Raw genomic sequence first — 16,117 nt, 5'->3', positions numbered from 1 at the left:
CCAGGATCGTGTCGCTGATCCGATCGGCGATCTTGTCGGGGTGGCCCTCGGTGACGGACTCCGAGGTGAACAGACGACGGGACATGACACTCCAGGGGCAGGGGCCGTGGAAGCTGGTGGCCGGGGCGGATCAGGCTGCTGCGGCGGTGCGGGCGTGGCGGCTCGCCGGGCGGGCGAGGCCCAGCCGGGCGCGCAGGGTGGGCGCCGGTGCGGCGCGCAGTTCGGTGGCGGCGTCCGCGGCGGGGGCGGCGCCCAGTTCCCGGGGCAGGCGCAGGGACGGGTCGTCGGGGGCGGCGACGTCGGCGACGAGACCGTCGGCCGCGGTGCCGGCGAGCAGGGCGTGGGCGTCGGCGCCGGGTGGCAGCGCGCACAGCACCTTGGTGAGCGGGGCGCTGTGCCTCAGGTCCCGTACGGCGTCGGGGCCGTGGCCGGTGCCGAGCAGCACGAGGTCGGCGTGGCGGGCCAGCGCCGGGTCGGTGACGGCGACGACCGGGTGGCCCTGGGGCGGGCGGGCGACGTTCAGCGGGCCGGCGACGTCGAAGTGGCGGCCCTTGTGGTCGAGGCGGTGGATGCCGTCGAGCCGCCAGTACAGGCCGTCGGCGCGGTCGTGCACGAAGGCGTCGTCGTCGAAGCTGTCCCACAGGCCGCGGGCCACGTCGATCAGTTCCGCGGTGCGGCCGTCGGCGTCGGCGGGGCCGGCCAGCCAGCCGGTGCGGCCGTGGGCGAGGTGGTCGAGGGAGGCGGTGATGCGGGCCACGTGGTAGGGGGCCTGGTCGGCGGGGAGCGGGGTGACGATCAGGCCGATCCGGTCGGTGGCGGCGGCGACGGCCGCGGCCAGGGTCGTCGCCTCGAACCGGGCCCGGGTGCCGTCGGCGGCGGCACCGTCGTCGAGGACGACGGCGTGGAACCCGGCGGTCTCGGCGGCCCGTACGAGGCGCAGCACGTCCGCGAGGGAGGGCGGGGCGGTGGGGCCGTGGGCGGGGATCCGGCCGATGAGGAGCGGGGCGGTCATGCGGCGGCACCTGCCTCGGTGGTGGTCGTGGACGGTTCGATGCCGAGGTTCTCGCGCAGCGTGCCGCCCTCGTAGGAGGTGCGGTACAGGCCCCGGCGCTGGAGTTCGGGGATCACGTGGTCGACGAAGTCGTCGGCGGAGCCCGGCAGATACGGGAAGTCGATGTTGAAGCCGTCCGCGCCGCGCCCGGTGAACCAGCTCTCCATGTGGTCGGCGAGCTGCTCCGGGGTGCCGGCGACGATGTCGCCCATGAGGCGCAGTGCCAGCTGCCGGATGCTGAGGTTCTCGCGGCGGGCGAGGCCGACGAGGCGTTCGGTCGTCGACTGGGACTGGTTGGTGTACGGGATGTCGGGGACGGGTCCGTCGATCGGGTACGCGCTCAGGTCGACGTCGCCGAGGAAGTCCTGGAGGGTGCGCAGGGCCACGTGGTCGTGGGTGAGGTCCTGGAGTTCCGCCAGGCGTTGTTGCGCCTCGGCCTCGGTGGCGGCGACGATCGGTGCGAGGGTCGGCCAGACCAGGACCTTCTCGGGGTCGCGGCCGTGTCCGGCGACGCGCTTCTTGAGGTCGGCGTAGAAGTCCTGGGCGTCGGAGAGGGTGTTGTGCCGGGTGAAGATCACCTCGGCGTGGCGGGCGGCGAACTCGCGGCCCACCGGGGAGGAGCCGGCCTGGATGATCACCGGGCGGCCCTGCGGCGGGCGCTGAAGGCCCAGCGCGCCGGGCACGTCGAAGTGCTCGCCGCGGTGGCCGATGGGCCGCTCACCGGAGTCCCACAGCCGCTTGACGACGTCGATGAACTCCTCGGCGCGGGCGTAGCGCAGGCCGTGTTCCAGGTGCTCGGGGAAGCCGAAGTTGACGGATTCCCAGGGGGCGGCGGAGGTGACGACGTTCCAGCCGGCCCGGCCGCCGCTGAGGTGGTCCAGGGAGGCGAACCGGCGGGCGACGTGGGCGGGTTCGTTGTAGGTGGTGGTGGCGGTCGCGCACAGGCCGATGTGCTCGGTGGCGGCGGCGTACGCGGCGAGCAGGGTCAGCGGTTCGAAGTGCTCGGTGCGCGAGGTGCGGCACAGCGAGTCCAGGCGGGTGCCCCACACGGCGACGATGTCGGCGATGAACACCGCGTCGAACAGGCCGCGTTCCAGGGTCTGGGCGTTGCGGCGGTGGAAGGCGAGGTCGAGCTGGGCGTCCGCCTGGGTGCCCGGGTGGCGCCAGGCGGCCACGTGGCCGCCGGGCCCGTCGATGATGCCGGCCAGGGTGATGCGCCGGCGCGGGGTGGTCATGGTGGGTGCTCTCCTCGGGTCAGTTCGTGAGCGCGGACGCCAGGATCCGGGCGAGGCTGCGGACGTTGTCGCCGGTCAGCATGGTCACGTGGTTGCCGGGGACGACCCGGATGGCGAGGTCGTCGACGTGGTCCTCCCAGCCGAGGCCGGGGCGGTGGTGGAAGCGGTCGCTCTCGTCGTAGGAGGCGCCCTTGCCGAAGCCGGTGTCGCCGGCCCGCAGCACCACGACCGGGCCCGGGTAGGGGCGGGGGCGGTAGCGCTGTACGGCCTCGACGCTGATCCGCATCAGCTCCACCGGGTCGCCGCCGCCGTCGCCGCGCATCCAGTCGGCGATCTGCGCGAGTTCGGCGAGGTAGGCGGCGGCACCGTCGGGCTCGGCGGTGGGGTCGGCGGCGGCATCGGCGTCGCCGGTGGTCCCGCGGACGGCGGGGGTTTCCCGGTCCGCGGGCACCTCGGTGTTCTCGGCGGTCTGGGCGGTCTCGGTGTTCTCGGCGGTCTCGGTGTTCTCGGAGGCGTGGGGCGCGTCGGCGGCGGACGGCGCCTGCGGCGCCCGGCCCTCGGCGACCTCCCTGAGCTGCCGGGCGAAGGAGCCCTCCGCCTCGGCGTCGGTCAGCTCGCCGTCGGGGGCGCCCGCGTCGACCATCACCACCAGCGGCGGCCGGCCGCCGTCGGCGGTGATCAGCCGGGCCATCTCGTAGGCGAGGACGCCTCCGCCGGAGAACCCGCCGAGCACGATGCGCTCCCCCTGCTCCAGGGCGGGGCGCAGCGCCTGCACGTACCGCTCGGCGAGGTCCTCGGTGGACAGGTACGACGGCTCCGGGTCGTCGGTGCGGGGGTCGCGGATGCCGACCAGGGCGTGCGGCCCGGTGTACTCGCGGGCGAGCTGGGCGTAGCAGGCGACCTGGCCGCCGGGCGGGTGGACGAGGTAGAGGGTGCCGGCGCCGGGCCGGTCGGCGGGCCGCAGCGGGACGAGGACGGAGGCGGTGCCGTCCGGGGTGTCCTCGGGGGCCGGTGCGGCCAGCAGGGCGGCCAGTTGCCCGGCGCGGGGGTGGGCGAGCAGGTCGTCCAGGCGCAGGGTCCGGCCGGTGCGGGCGGCCAGCTCCCGCAGCAGGCGCACGGCGAGCAGGGAGTGGCCGCCCGCGTCGAAGAAGTGGGTGCCGGGGGCGACGTCGTCGGTGGCGAACACCGCCCGCCAGGCCTGTTTGACCAGATCGGCCTCGGGGCCCTCGGGCCAGGCCGCGTCAGCGTCGCCGGTGCCGTCCGGTTCGGGCGCCTCGGCCATCCGCACCGGCGGTTCGTCGTCGAGCGCGGCGAGCACGTCGGTCACGGTCGCCGGGCCGCCCGCCAGGTCGGGCAGTTCGCGCAGCAGCCGGGCGCACTGGCCGACCAGCCGTGCCGCGTCCTCGTCGGCGATGCGGGCGCGGTCGTGGACGGCGGCCAGGACCAGGCTGCCGTCGACGTCCCGGTAGGCGAGCAGGGTGACCGGGAACGCGGTCTGCGAACCGGCCGCGTCGGGCAGTTCGACGCTGATGCCCTGCGCGGCGAGCGCGGTGCTCAGGTCGTCGGAGCCGCGCGGGTAGTTCTCGAAGACGATGAGGCTCTCGACGAGCTTCTCGTCGGCGCGGCGTCCGCTCCACTGGTGGATCTGCCCGGTGGACACCCACTCGTAGGCGGCCATGTCCAGGGCCTGGTCGCGCAGTTCGGTCAGCAGCCGGGTCACGGCCGCCTCCGGGTCGACCCGGATGGTCATGGGCAGCGAGTTCATCAGCAGGCCGGGCAGCCGCTCGACGGACTCCAGGGGGATCCCGCGGCCGGAGACGGTGACGCCGAAGCCGACCGGGGCGGGCCCGGAGGTGACACCGGCCCGGTACAGCAGCAGCGCCCACACCGCCTGGAGCGCGGTGGACTCGGTGGCCGCGCGGGACGCCGCCCAGGACCGCAGCCGGTCGGCCTGTGCGGCGGCGATGCGGACCTCCGCCCGGCCGGAACCGGTCAGGCCGGTCGCCGGGCCGGGGATCGCGGGCCGCACCAGCGGGGTGGCGTCGGGGACCGCCGAGGACCAGAACTCGCGGGCGGGCGCGGTGTCCTGGGCGGCCAGCCAGCGCGCGTAGTCGCGGATGTCGGGGCGCCGTTCGCCGCCGGGCAGCAGACCGCCGGAGAGGTAGGCGCGGTAGAACTCCTGGAGCAGGACGGACACGCTCCAGCCGTCCAGCAGCACGTGGTGGAAGGTGAGCAGGACCCGCGCGGACGCCGGGCCGCCGTCCCCGGGCTCCGGTTCGTCGAGGACGTTGACCCGCAGCAGGCCGGGGCTGCGCAGGTCGAAGCCGCGCAGCCGGTCCCGTTCCCGCAGGTCGTCGAAGTCCACCGAGCCGGCCGGGTGCCGCACCACCTCGGCGGGGACGTGGTCGTGCAGCACCAGGCAGGGTTCGGCGTCCCAGTCGAAGGCGGCGCGCAGCACGGTCTCCCGGTCGAACACCGACTGCCAGGCCGCGGTGAACCGGTCGGTGTCCAGGGGGCCGTGCCAGCGCCAGAACAGCTGCTCGACGTAGCGGCCGGTGCCGCGGTGGGCGAGCGCGTCCAGGAGCAGGCCGTGCTGCTGCGGGGTGACCGGCACGGTGACCGGCCGGCCGTCCGCCACCGCGGGGCGTGCCGGCGCGGGCAGGGCGGCCGGGCGGGGGCGGGGCGCGGGGGCGCCGGTGCCCGGGGCGGGGATCTCGGCGGGCGCGACGGCGGCCGGGTCGGCGCCCGCGAGGGTGGCCAGCACCCACGCCATCTGGGCGGCGAGCGCGTCCACCCCGGCCTCGTCGACGCCGTCGGCGGGGCTCGGCACCCAGGTCAGGCCCATGCGCAGCCGGCCGCCGTGGACGATGCCGTAGACCTCGATGCCGTAGACCCGCTCGCAGCGGGCGGAGTGCTCGCGCGGGATCGGGCGCTGGGACATGGTGAACCCGCCGGACGGGCTCAACTGGTCGGCCTGCCCGTAGTAGTTGAAGCAGACCAGGGCGGGCGGCAGTTCGCGCAGCAGCTCGCGCAGGGCGGCGTCCGGAGAGAACTCCCGGCAGGCGCCGAAGCCGACTCCGCCGTCGGGTACGGCGGTCAGGTCGGCGCCGACGGCGGCGAGGTAGTCCTCGGGCGGCAGCGCCCGGTCGGCGCCGAGCACCAGGGGGTGGATGGAGGTGAACCAGCCGACGGTGCGGAACAGGTCGTCGCGGCCGTGCCGGCCGTGGGTCTCCACGTCGAAGGTGACCGTGCGGGTGCCCCGCCAGCGGGCCAGGGCCTGCGCGAACGCGCCGGTCATGACCTGGTGCACCTCCAGGCCGAGGCGGGCGGGGAGCGGGCCGATGAGCCGGGCGGTCGCCTCGGGGTCGAGGGAGAACTCGACGCGGCGGATGTGCTCCTCGTTCGGTGCGGGCGTGGTCAGCAGCAGGGTGTGCGCGGAGGCGCGGGCGGCGGCGACGCCGCGCCAGTGGTCGGCCTCGCCGTCGCGGGCCGCGACGGCGGGCAGCGAGGCCACCCAGTCCTCGTAGCGGCAGGCCTCGGCGGGCAGCGCCGGCAGGACGCCGCCGGCCAGGGCGGTCAGGGCGTGCTCCAGGTCCTCCAGCAGGATGCGCCAGGAGACGCCGTCGACGACCAGGTGGTGGACGGCGATCAGCAGGTGCGCGGGCGCGGCCGGCGAGCGCCGGTCGTGCACCAGCACGGCCCGTACGTGGACGCCCTCGAGCGGGTCGAGGCTGCGCTCGGTGTCCTCCAGGGCGCGGTCGAGGTCGGCCTCGTCGGCGATGTCCCGCTCCCACAGGACTTCCTGCGGCGGGTACGCGGCGAAGGGCTCGGCGGCGACCATCAGACGGCCGGTGGCATCGGGAGCGCCGGGGGCGTCGGAGGCGTCGGGGTCGGGGGCGAACCGCGCGGACAGCGCCGGGTGCGCGGCGACCACGGCCTGGAGGGCCAGGCGCAGGGTCGTGGGGTCGACGGCGCGGCTCAGTTCCAACAGCACCGACTGGTTCCACTGGTGCAGGTCGGTCCTGATGTGCCGGAAGAACCAGGCCTGGACCGGGGCGAGCGGGGTGGCCCGCCCGGCGGGCACGGGGGGCGGCGCCGGCCGTTCGGCCCCGGAGCCGGCCTGCCCGGCCTGTTCCGCGCCGCCGCCGAGGTGGGCGGCGAGGTCGGCGAGGACGGGGTGGCGGTAGATGTCGCGCAGGGCCAGGGCGAACCCCTCGCGGCGCAGCCGCGACACCATCTGCATGGCGAGGATGGAGTCGCCGCCCGCCTCGAAGAACTGCGCGTCGTCGGCGGCCTCGCCGAGGAGATCGGCCCACACCGTCCGCACGGCCTGAAGGGTCCCGGCGGAGGGCGCGGCGGGGGCGGAGGGCGCGGCGGGGGCCGGCTCGGCAGCCGGCGCGGAGGCGGACTCCACGGCACGCTCCCCTGCGGGCTCGGCGGCGGGCTCGGGGACGGACGCGGGTGCGGACACAGGGACGGGCGGGGACGGCTGTCCGACCGAGTGCCCGGCCGCCTGACCGGCCGCTTGTCCAGTCGGCTGACCGGTCGGCTGTACGGTCGGCCGTGCGGGTGTGTCCGGTACGGCCGCCGGGGCGGGCGGGGCCGGCTCGGCGGAGGTCAGCGCCGCCAGGGCGCGGCGGTCGGTCTTGCCGTTGGGCAGCAGCGGGATGTGCGGCACCGGGTGGAAGTGCGCCGGGATCATGTGGGAGGGCAGCCGGGAGCCCAGGGCCGCGCGCAGGCCGGCGGCCGGGGTGTCCGTCACCACGTGGGCGACGATCTGGAGGCTGCCGCGGGCGTGCCGGGCCACCTGGACGGCGGCGTCCCGCACGCCGGGCAGCGCCACGAGCGCGGCGCGCACCTCGCCGAGTTCGACCCGGTTGCCGTTGATCTTCACCTGGTCGTCGAGGCGGCCCAGGTGGGTGAGCGTGCCGCCGGGCAGCAGCCGGACCAGGTCGCCGGTGCGGTAGACGGTGTCGGTGCGGTCGCCGAGCCGGAGCGTGCGGTAGCGCTCGGCGGTGCGCTCGGGGTCGCCGACGTAGCCGTCGGAGACCGTGCCGCCGCCGATCCACAGCTCGCCGGGGGCACCCGGGGGCAGCGGCCGCAGGTCGTCGTCGAGGACGTAACAGCGGATGTTGTCGAAGGGCACGCCGATCGGCACCTCGGCCCGCCGGGTCCAGTACGCCTCGTCGCCGCGGCTCCAGGAGAACACCGTCGAGTACGACGTCTCGGTCGGCCCGTAGGCGTTGTGCAGCCGTGCCGGGTGGGCGGCCTCGAAGGCGGCGCGCAGCTCGTTGGGCAGCGACTCGCCGGTCGACACCACCGTCCGCAGGGTGCGGTTGGTGCCGAACGCCTCGGCCTCCAGCAGCAGCCGCAGCTGGGACGGCACGGCGTGCAGCAGGGTCACCCCGTGCCGGTCCAGGGTCTCGGCGAGCAGGTCGGGGTCGCGCTCGGCGTCCGGCGGGGCGACGACCAGGCGGGCGCCGGCCACCAGGGCGACGAGCATCTCGTGGGCGCTGACGTCGAAGGTGAAGGGCGCCTTGAGCAGCACGGCGTCCTCGGGGCCGAGGCCGAAGTGCCGGATGGCGGCCAGGACGTCGGTGACCAGGGCGCGGTGGCTGAGCTGCACGCCCTTGGGCAGGCCGGTGGAGCCGGAGGTGTACAGCACGTGCAGGGCGTCGGCGCCGCCGGGGCCGGGCTGCGCGGACCGGCCGCCGGGCACCGCCAGGCCGGCGAGGTGAACCTGCCGGGGGCCGGGCGGGCAGGCCTCGGCCGTCGTGGGGTCGACCACGGCGAGCCGCATGCCGCTGCTGTCGGCGATGTGCCGGCGGCGCGCCTCCGGGTGGGCGGCGTCCAGCGGCACGTAGGCGGCGCCGGTGCGCAGCACGGCGAGCATCGCGGCGACCGCGTCGGCGCTGCGCGGCAGCAGGATGCCGACCCGGTCCCCGGCCCGTACGCCCGCCCGTTCCAGTCCGGCGGCGAAGGCGTCGATACGGGTGTCCAGTTCGCGGTAGCTCCAGCGCACGTCGCCGAACTCCACGGCGGTGGCGTCGCCGCGGTCGGCGGCGCGCTCGCGCAGCAGGGTGTCGATGTCCGTGTCGGGGACGGGGTGGTCGGTGGCGTTGAGGAAGTCCAGGGTGGCGCGGGCGCGCGGCCCGAGGCCGTCCAGCTCGCCGACGGGCCGCTCCGGATCGGCGACCAGCTGGGCGGCGAGGGTGGCGACGTGCTCGGTGAACGCCTCGGCCGTGGCCGCCTCGACCCGGGCCGCGTCGTACTTGAGCCGGCCGTGCAGCCGGCCCTCGCCCTCGTAGAGCTCGAGGGTGAGCAGGCCGAGGCCGGGGGTGTGCACGTCCTGGCGCCAGTGGGCGCGCAGTGCGCCCTCGCGCAGCACGACGCCGTCGGTGGCTGCGGCGGTGGCGTCGGCCCAGCTGTGCAGCACGAACGTGCAGTTGAACACCGACGGGTCGGTGCCGTCGGGGGCGAGCCGCGCGATCCGCGGGAACGGCAGCGCGGCGTGGTCGACGGCGCGGGCCAGTTCCCGCTGGACGGCGGTGACGTAGCCCGCCGAGGTGAGGCCGGCGGCGTGGTCCGGGGCGCGGACGAGGAGGGTGCGCACGAAGTAGCCGACGGTGCGGTCGAAGCGGGGGTCGGTGCGGGCGCCGAGCGGGACGCCGACGGTGGGCGCGTCCTGACGGCCGTAGGTGGCCAGGGCCTTGAGGTAGGCGGCCAGCAGCACGGCGGCGGCGCCGGCGCGGTGGGTGCGGGAGAAGTCGCGGACGCGGTCCCACAGGCCGGCGTCGAGCTCCAGCGGGACGGCCGCCTCGCGGGGCGGGACGCCGGGGCCGTCGCCGCCGGGGACGTCGAGCGGGAAGTCGACGGTGAGGTCGGCTCCGGCGAGCCGCTCCCGCCAGTACGTCTCGGCGGCCTCGGCGGCGGTGGCGGCCTCGGCGGCGCGGTCGGCGACGTAGGCGTCGAAGGCGGCCTGCGGGGCGGGGCCGGGTACGTCGCCGTGGTCGTAGGCGGCGAGGAGGTCGGCGAGGAGGATGCCGGTGGACTCGCCGTCGACGACGAGGTGGTGGACGACGAGCAGGAGGGTGTGGTGGTCGGGGCCGTGCGCGACCAGCACGGCGCGCAGGACGCCGTCGCGCTCCAGGTCGAGTTCCCGGCGGGCCTCGGCGGCCACGGCCTCGGCGGGCCAGGTGCCGTCGGGGCCGGTGCTCGCGGTGCGCCGCTCCAGCCGCGGGCTGCGGCCGGGGTCCACCTCGAGGGCGGGCAGTCCGTCGCCGTGGGCGTCGTCGACGACCCGTGCGGACAGCAGGGGGTGGCGGGCGACGAGCCGGACGAGGGCCGTTTCCAGGGCGGGCGTGTCGAGCGGGCCGGTGAGGTCGACGGCGAGCGGCACGTTGTAGGGCGAGGCTCCGGGGTCGGCGCGGTGCTGGAGGAGCAGGCCCAGCTGGTCCTCGGTCAGCGGCAGCAGCCGCGCCTGGTCCGCCCCGCGGCCGGCGGTCGCGGAGGGCTGCTCGCCTGGCGGGTGGAGCTTGGTCATCGGGTGTCTCCTGGGTCGGATCCGAGGCCTCGGCCCGGGTGTGCGCATCCGGGGGGAGCGTGCCGGGCTGCTCTTGCGCGGTGCTGACGGGGGGCTGACGTGGGGTTTTGTGGGGCCGGGTGAGCGGGCCGGCGTTTGCGAGGGGCCCGGCGTAGCGGCTGGCGGGGGGCGTTGCGCAGCCCGGCGGAGCGGGGTGCCTCCCCCAGAGGGGGCGCCCCCAGCGCCCACCCTCCCCCACTCTCGGCTTCGCTCGAGCGGGGGACCCCCATCGCCCTGGGGGTACCTCCCAGGCCGTTCAGGCACTGGGGGAGGCACGACTGCCCGCAGGCTGCGGGCATCGGCTGCCCGCGAGTGGGCGCGGTTGCGCGCTACGGGGTGTGGGCTGTGATGAAGGACTTGAGGCGGTCCAGGCCCGTGGTGATGTCCTGTTCCGTCAGGACGCTGTAGGACAGGCGGAGTTGGTTCTGGCCGCCGGTGCCCGCGTAGAAGTGGGACATCGGGGTCCACAGCACGCCGAAGCGTTCGGCCGAGTCCTCCAGGGCCGCCTCGTCCGCGGTGAACGGCACGGTGACCACCGCGAACAGCCCGCCCTCGGGGGCGTTCCAGCTCACCGGGCCGCCGCGCGGGAAGCGCGCCGCCAGTCCGTCGAGCACCGAGCGCAGATTGCGGCGGTAGACGGCGGCCTCGCGGGCGCAGGCGCGCTCCATGCTGCACCCGTTCTCCAGCAGCAGTCCGCCGATCGCGGCCTGGGCGACGCTGGAGGTGTTGAGGGTGACCATGCTCTTGACCTTGGCGAGCTGGTCGGTGAGCGTGCCGCCCTCGGCGACCGGCTGCCCGGCGACGACGTAGCCGATCCGCGCGCCGGGGTAGGCGGTCTTGGCGAACGACCCGATGTACACCACGCGCCCGGAGCGGTCCAGGGACTTCAGGGTCGGCGGCCGGCCGGAGCCGTCGTGGAACATCGAGTACGGGTTGTCCTCGACGACGAGCAGATCGTGCGCGTCGGCGACGCGCAGCAGCTCCCGGCGGGTCGCCTCGGGCATCCGGGCGCCGCCGGGGTTGGAGAAGTCGGGCACGACGTACAGGGCGCGCGGGCGCAGCCCGGCGGCGCGGGCCTGCTCGGCGGCGCGGCCCACGGCGTCCGGGTCGAGCCCTTCGGGCCCCTCGGGGACCGGCTCCACCCGGGTCTCGGTGAGCCGGGCGGCGCCGGTGAAGCCGACGTAGGTGGGTGCGGCGGCCAGGACGACGTCGCGTTCGTCGCGGCGCAGGGCGCGCAGCACCAGGACCATGGCCTCCTGGCAGCCGGAGGTGACGAGGATGTCGTCCTCGTCGGCGGTGATGCCCTCGTCGACGGCGAGGTGACGGGCGATCAGGTCGCCCAGGACGCCCTTGGTCGCCCCGTACTGGAACAGGGTGCGCCGTACGCCCGTCTCGTCCATGCCGCGTGCGGTCCGCAGGTGCCGGGCGAACAGGCGCAGGTGGCGGTGGAGGGCCTCGGCGTCGAAGTACCCCTCGTAGGGGCGGCCCGCGGCGAAGGAGACGGCGTCCGGGTAGGCGCCGGTGATCTCGTTGAGCAGGGTCATCGAGGTCAGCGCGGGGTCGCTGAGGCTGGCGTGCAGGCCGGCCGTGGAGAGGGTGGGAGCGGCCGGGCCCGGGGCGTCCAGCAGGCCCGCGGCCGGGGTCATGCCGCGGTGCCCTTCATGGCGTCGACCAGGCTCTTGGGACGCATGTCCGTCCAGTGCTCGGTGATGTGGGCGAGGGCGCTGTCCCGGTCGGTGGCCGGCAGGGCCACGGTCCACCCGGCCGGCACCTCGGCGAAGGACGGCCACAGCGAGTGCTGGCCCTCGTCGTTGACCAGGACGAGATAGGTGCCCTCGGGGTCCTCGAAGGGGTTGCTCATGTCGGTCTCCCGGTGTTCGGCGGCGGGACGGGATGGTCCCGGTCCACTGTCGCCGCCGGTGCTGCCGGGAGGCTGACGTGCCGCTGACGGCCGTCGGCGGCCAGGTCGGTGACGAGGTCCAGCAGCACGGCCGCCGGGTCGTCCAGGAGGTGGAAGTGGCCGCCGGGGAAGGTCTGTTCGCGTACCGGTCCCTCGGTGGCGGCGGCCCAGGCGGACGCCTCCCCGGCGGTGAGTTCGGGGTCGGCCTCCGCGCGGTGCACGGTCACCGGGACGGCCAGGCGGGGGCCCGGCCGCTGCCGGTACCTCTCGCCGAGGGCGTAGTCGGCGCGGGCGGTGCGCAGGGCCAGGTCGAGGAGGTCGGGGTGGGCGAGGACCTCCTCGGGCAGGCCGCCCAGGCGGCGCAGTTCGGCGAGGACGCCGGCGTCGTCGGCGCGGTGGACGGTGCCGGGGCGGACGCGGTGCGGGGGCGGCATTCCGGAGACGACGAGGCGGACGGGGGGACGGCCGGCCGCCTGGAGCCTGAGCGCCACCTCGTAGGCGACGAGCGCGCCGAGGCTGTGCCCGTACAGGGCGGCCGGGCGGTCCAGCAGCGGCAGCGTGTCCGCGGCGGCGTCGTCGGCCAGGGCGTGCAGGTCGGTGTGGAGGGGTTCGGCGATGCGGTCGGCGTGCCCGGGGTACTGGGCGGCGTGCACCTCGATGCTGCCGGGCAGCAGGGCCGGCCAGTCGCGGTAGGCGGTCGCGGAGCCGCCGCCGTAGGGGAAGCACAGCAGTCGGACGCCGGCGCCGGGGCGGGGCGTGAAGCAGCGGTACCAGGCGCCGGTCATGCGGCGGCCGTCCGGCGGGCCGGCCACTCCAGCCGGTCGACGGCGTCCAGGATCCGGGCGACGCCGGGCAGGTAGTGCGCCTCGACGAGCGGGGGCGGGTAGGGCACGTCGTAGCCGGTGACCCTGAGGACGGGGGCCTCCAGGTGGTAGAAGCAGCGCTCGGTGACCGTCGCGGCGATCTCGGCGCCGGGTCCGGCGAAGCCGTGGGCCTCGTGGACGACGACGGCGCGGCCGGTGCGGCGGACGCTGGCGCAGACCGTCTCCTCGTCGAAGGGGGCCAGCGTGCGCAGGTCGACGACCTCCAGGCTGAGTCCGTCGGCGGCGGCGGCCTCGGCCGCCTGGAGGGCGACGGGCACCGCCGGGCCGTGCGCGATCAGCGTGGCGTCGGTGCCGTGGCGGCGGACGGCTGCCCAGCCGAGGGGGCCGGTGTCCACGGGCAGCCCGATGGGCTCCTTCTGCCAGTACAGGCGCTTGGGCTCGAGGAAGATCACCGGGTCGTCGGACTCGATGCTGCGGCGCAGCATGGAGTAGGCGTCGGCGGCGGTGGCCGGGGCGACGACGGTCAGGCCGGGGGTGGCCATGTAGTAGATCTCGGAGGAGTCGCTGTGGTGCTCCACTCCCCCGATGCCGCCGCCGTAGGGGATGCGCACGGTCAGCGGCAGCGGCAGCGCGCCGCGGGTGCGGGCCCGGAACTTGGCGACGTGGCTGACCAGTTGCTCGAACGCCGGGTAGGCGAAGGCGTCGAACTGCATCTCGATCACGGGGCGGCGGCCGTACATCGCCATGCCGATGGCGGTGCCGACGATCGCGGACTCGGCGAGCGGGGTGTCGAAGCAGCGGTCGTCGCCGAACTCGCGGGCCAGGCCGTCGGTGATGCGGAAGACCCCGCCGAGGGCGGCGACGTCCTCGCCGAAGACGACGACGTCGTCGTCGGCGCGCATGGCGTCGCGCAGCGCCGCGTTGAGGGCCCTGGCCATGGTGACGGTGGTGTCGCGGGTGGTGGCGGGTGCGGCGGGCGCGGTCATGACTGCCTCTCTCGTTCCCCGGCCTGCTCCCCGTCGCGCCGCTGCCCGGCCGGTTCGCCGGCCAGTTCGCCGGCCAGGGCGGCGGCCTGGGTGCGCAGCCGGTGCGGCGGGTGCCGGTAGACGTGCCGGAACATCTCCGCCGGGTCGCACCGCGGGGGGGTCTCGAAGTCGCGGCGGAGCGTGCGGCTCAGTTCGTCGGCCTCGCCCCCGATGGCGGCGACGGCGGCCTCGTCGAGGGTGCCGTCGGCGAGCAGCCGGCGTTCCAGGCGGGCGACGGGGTCCTTGCGGGCCCAGGCGGCGACCTCGGCGCGGTCGCGGTAGCGGCTGTCGTCGTCGGCGTTGGTGTGGGCCTCCATGCGGTAGGTGACGGCCTCGACGAGGGTGGGGCCGCCGCCGGAGCGGGCCCGTTCGGCGGCCTCGGCGACGGCCCGGTACACGGCCGGGGCGTCGTTGCCGTCGACGCGCACCCCGGCCGCGCCGTAGCCGGCCGCCTTGTCGGCGAGGGCGCGGGCGGCGGTCTGCTTGGCCAGCGGCACGCTGATGGCGTACTGGTTGTTCTGCACGAGGAACACCACCGGCGCCCGGCGTACGGCCGCGTAGTTGACGGCCTCGTGGAAGTCGCCCTCGCTGGTGGCGCCGTCGCCGACGAAGGCGAGGGCGACGAGGTCGTCGCCGGCCGTGCGGGCGGCGTCGGCGAGTCCGGCGGCGTGCAGGCACTGGGTGGCCAGCGGGGTGCACTGCGGGGCGGTGCGGTGGGCGCGCGGGTCGTAGCCGCAGTGCCGGTCGCCGCGGAACAGGGTGAGCACCTCGACCGGGGCGATGCCGCGGGTGAGCAGGGCGACGCTCTCGCGGTAGGTGGGGAAGACCCAGTCGGTGGGGCGCAGGGCGAGGACGGGCGCGGTCTGGCAGGCCTCCTGGCCGCGGGAGGACGGGTAGACGGCGAGCCGCCCCTGCCGGGTGAAGGTGGTGGCGGTGGTGTCGAAGGCCCGGCCGGTGACCATGGCCCGGTACAGGGCGAGTGCCGTCTCGCGCGGGACGGTGTCCGGCGCCGGGGCGGGCGCGGGGGCGTCGAGGACCGCGGTCATGCGGCACTCTCCCGCCGGCGGTGGATCCAGGTGCGCTCCAGGGTGTCGATCAGGGCGGGGCTGTGCAGCAGCCGGGCCTGCTCGTAGGCGTAGCGCGCCAGGTAGCGCCGGAAGAGGTCGGCGGGTTCCTCGGCGAGGGCCAGCATGCGCCGGTTGGCGCCGACGGCCGGGTGGTCGAGGTGCTGGGCGGCGCGCCGCACGGCGTCGTCCATGGCGTCGGCGGGTGCCGTCTCGTCGACGACGAGGGCGGCCTCGGGGTCGGTGGCGCGCAGTTTGCGGCCCCACAGGATCAGCCGGCGGGAGAACCGGGAGCCGGTCAGGTGCAGCAGGCGCAGGTTGGCCACGCCCGGCACCAGGCCCTCTTCCATGGCGGGCAGGCTGAACCAGGCGTCGTCGGCGGCGACGACGCGGTCCAGGACGGGCAGGATCTGCATGCCGCCGCCGATGGCGAAGGAGTCGACGGCGCCGACCCAGGGCTTGTCGGCGTCCGGCCACCAGCCGTCGCCGTGGGTGTCGTCCAGGCACAGGCCGCGGACGAACTTGGCGAGGTAGCCGGCCTCGCGGCGCAGCATGAAGCCGAGCAGGGAGATGTCGCCGTGGTAGAGGTGCGTGAGGTTGATGCCGGCGCTGAACACGCGGCGGCCGGCGTGGGCGGGGTGGGTCTGGGGGGCGCCGCGCAGGACGCCGACGTGGCTGGCGGGGTCGAGCAGGACCAGGTCGGTGCCGGTCTCCAGGGCCTCGACGGCGGCGTCGTCCTCGGCGTTGAGGAACTCGTCGTTGCACAGTTCGAGGGTGGCGATGCCGTCGCATCGGGTGACGGTGGCGACGCCCAGGTCGGCGCGGCCGGTGAGCCGGAAGTCGGTGAGCGCGGTCAGCGCCCGGTCGGTGGGCCGGAGCATGGAGCGCAGCAGGTGGTCGCCGGAGCGCGGCACGTTCAGCACGGCGTGCAGGAACAGGCCGACGGCGACCTCCCAGCCCTCCTTGTTGCGCTGGAGGTGGCGGGACTCCTCGGCGAGCTGCTCGCGGGTGGGCACCAGGCCGGGGAAGGCGCGGGCGGCGTGCTCGGTCAGCTCCTCGACGCGCAGGGAGCGGGTGAGGCCGTCGGTGAGGTCGGCGTAGACCCGTTCGGCGTGGGCGGCGAGGAAGCGGCGGCGCAGGTCGTGGAGTTCCTCGTGTGTGGTGGCGGCGTGCCGCTGGGCGGCGCGGCTGCGGTCGGCGCGCGGCCCGAGGTCGGCGATGCGGCGGACGCCCGCCTCCAGGTGGGCGGTGACCGCCGCCCGGTCGGCGGCGAAGTCGCCGGTGATCGCGGGTGGTTCGGCGGCGGGGCGGGGCGCGACCGCGGGCGCGGCCGGCGCCGTGCCGTCGGCCGGTGCGTGACCGGCGAGGGTGGATGTGCGCACGGTGGGTCTCCGATCGGTCAGGTACGGGTCTTGCGCGCGTCGCGGTCCGCGAGG

General features: G+C 76.1%; 10 protein-coding genes. All 10 read right to left on the bottom strand.

Features of this window, described 5'->3' with window-relative positions; genetic code table 11:
• Positions 1–85, bottom strand: an 85-nt coding sequence (locus ACZ45Q_RS30985) for an S-adenosylmethionine synthetase N-terminal domain-containing protein (protein WP_468267429.1), incomplete at its 3' end; no start/stop codon positions are given.
• A 45-nt stretch (positions 86–130) separates the two neighbouring features.
• A complete protein-coding gene (locus ACZ45Q_RS30980) occupies positions 131–1,012 on the bottom strand; it encodes an LLM class flavin-dependent oxidoreductase (protein ID WP_468267427.1) in 882 nt (293 codons plus the stop codon).
• Entirely contained in the window at positions 1,009–2,286 is a 1,278-nt protein-coding gene (locus ACZ45Q_RS30975) for an LLM class flavin-dependent oxidoreductase (RefSeq protein WP_468267425.1), read from the bottom strand. Before ACZ45Q_RS30975 ends, ACZ45Q_RS30980 begins: the two co-directional genes overlap by 4 nt.
• Positions 2,287–2,305: 19 nt before the next feature.
• Positions 2,306–9,829 (bottom strand): amino acid adenylation domain-containing protein, encoded by a 7,524-nt coding sequence (locus ACZ45Q_RS30970; RefSeq protein ID WP_468267423.1) that lies wholly within the window; start codon positions 9,827–9,829, stop codon positions 2,306–2,308.
• A 368-nt stretch (positions 9,830–10,197) separates the two neighbouring features.
• Entirely contained in the window at positions 10,198–11,514 is a 1,317-nt protein-coding gene (locus tag ACZ45Q_RS30965; RefSeq protein WP_468267421.1) for an aminotransferase-like domain-containing protein, read from the bottom strand.
• Positions 11,511–11,729 (bottom strand): MbtH family protein, encoded by a 219-nt coding sequence (locus ACZ45Q_RS30960; protein ID WP_468267419.1) that lies wholly within the window; start codon positions 11,727–11,729, stop codon positions 11,511–11,513. Before ACZ45Q_RS30960 ends, ACZ45Q_RS30965 begins: the two co-directional genes overlap by 4 nt.
• Entirely contained in the window at positions 11,726–12,553 is an 828-nt protein-coding gene (locus ACZ45Q_RS30955; protein ID WP_468267417.1) for a thioesterase II family protein, read from the bottom strand. The genes ACZ45Q_RS30960 and ACZ45Q_RS30955 overlap by 4 nt, the downstream gene beginning before the upstream one ends.
• A complete protein-coding gene (locus ACZ45Q_RS30950; protein ID WP_468267415.1) occupies positions 12,550–13,578 on the bottom strand; it encodes an alpha-ketoacid dehydrogenase subunit beta in 1,029 nt (342 codons plus the stop codon). Before ACZ45Q_RS30950 ends, ACZ45Q_RS30955 begins: the two co-directional genes overlap by 4 nt.
• Entirely contained in the window at positions 13,575–14,663 is a 1,089-nt protein-coding gene (locus ACZ45Q_RS30945; RefSeq protein WP_468267413.1) for a thiamine pyrophosphate-dependent enzyme, read from the bottom strand. The genes ACZ45Q_RS30950 and ACZ45Q_RS30945 overlap by 4 nt, the downstream gene beginning before the upstream one ends.
• Complete coding sequence (locus ACZ45Q_RS30940; RefSeq protein ID WP_468267411.1) at positions 14,660–16,063, bottom strand: enoyl-CoA hydratase/isomerase family protein; 1,404 nt, start codon at positions 16,061–16,063, stop codon at positions 14,660–14,662. Before ACZ45Q_RS30940 ends, ACZ45Q_RS30945 begins: the two co-directional genes overlap by 4 nt.
• Between the last annotated feature and the right edge of the window lie 54 nt (positions 16,064–16,117).

It is taken from the genome of Streptomyces sp. NPDC031049 (assembly GCF_055571015.1).
This window is presented reverse-complemented; position numbering and strand designations above follow the sequence as displayed.

Coding starts and splice junctions, on each gene's coding strand:
- ACZ45Q_RS30965 (WP_468267421.1), bottom strand. CDS start 11,514: ATGACCCCGGCCGCGGGCCTGCTGGACGCCCCGGGCCCGGCCGCTCCC.
- ACZ45Q_RS30955 (WP_468267417.1), bottom strand. CDS start 12,553: ATGACCGGCGCCTGGTACCGCTGCTTCACGCCCCGCCCCGGCGCCGGC.
- ACZ45Q_RS30980 (WP_468267427.1), bottom strand. CDS start 1,012: ATGACCGCCCCGCTCCTCATCGGCCGGATCCCCGCCCACGGCCCCACC.
- ACZ45Q_RS30950 (WP_468267415.1), bottom strand. CDS start 13,578: ATGACCGCGCCCGCCGCACCCGCCACCACCCGCGACACCACCGTCACC.
- ACZ45Q_RS30970 (WP_468267423.1), bottom strand. CDS start 9,829: ATGACCAAGCTCCACCCGCCAGGCGAGCAGCCCTCCGCGACCGCCGGC.
- ACZ45Q_RS30960 (WP_468267419.1), bottom strand. CDS start 11,729: ATGAGCAACCCCTTCGAGGACCCCGAGGGCACCTATCTCGTCCTGGTC.
- ACZ45Q_RS30975 (WP_468267425.1), bottom strand. CDS start 2,286: ATGACCACCCCGCGCCGGCGCATCACCCTGGCCGGCATCATCGACGGG.
- ACZ45Q_RS30945 (WP_468267413.1), bottom strand. CDS start 14,663: ATGACCGCGGTCCTCGACGCCCCCGCGCCCGCCCCGGCGCCGGACACC.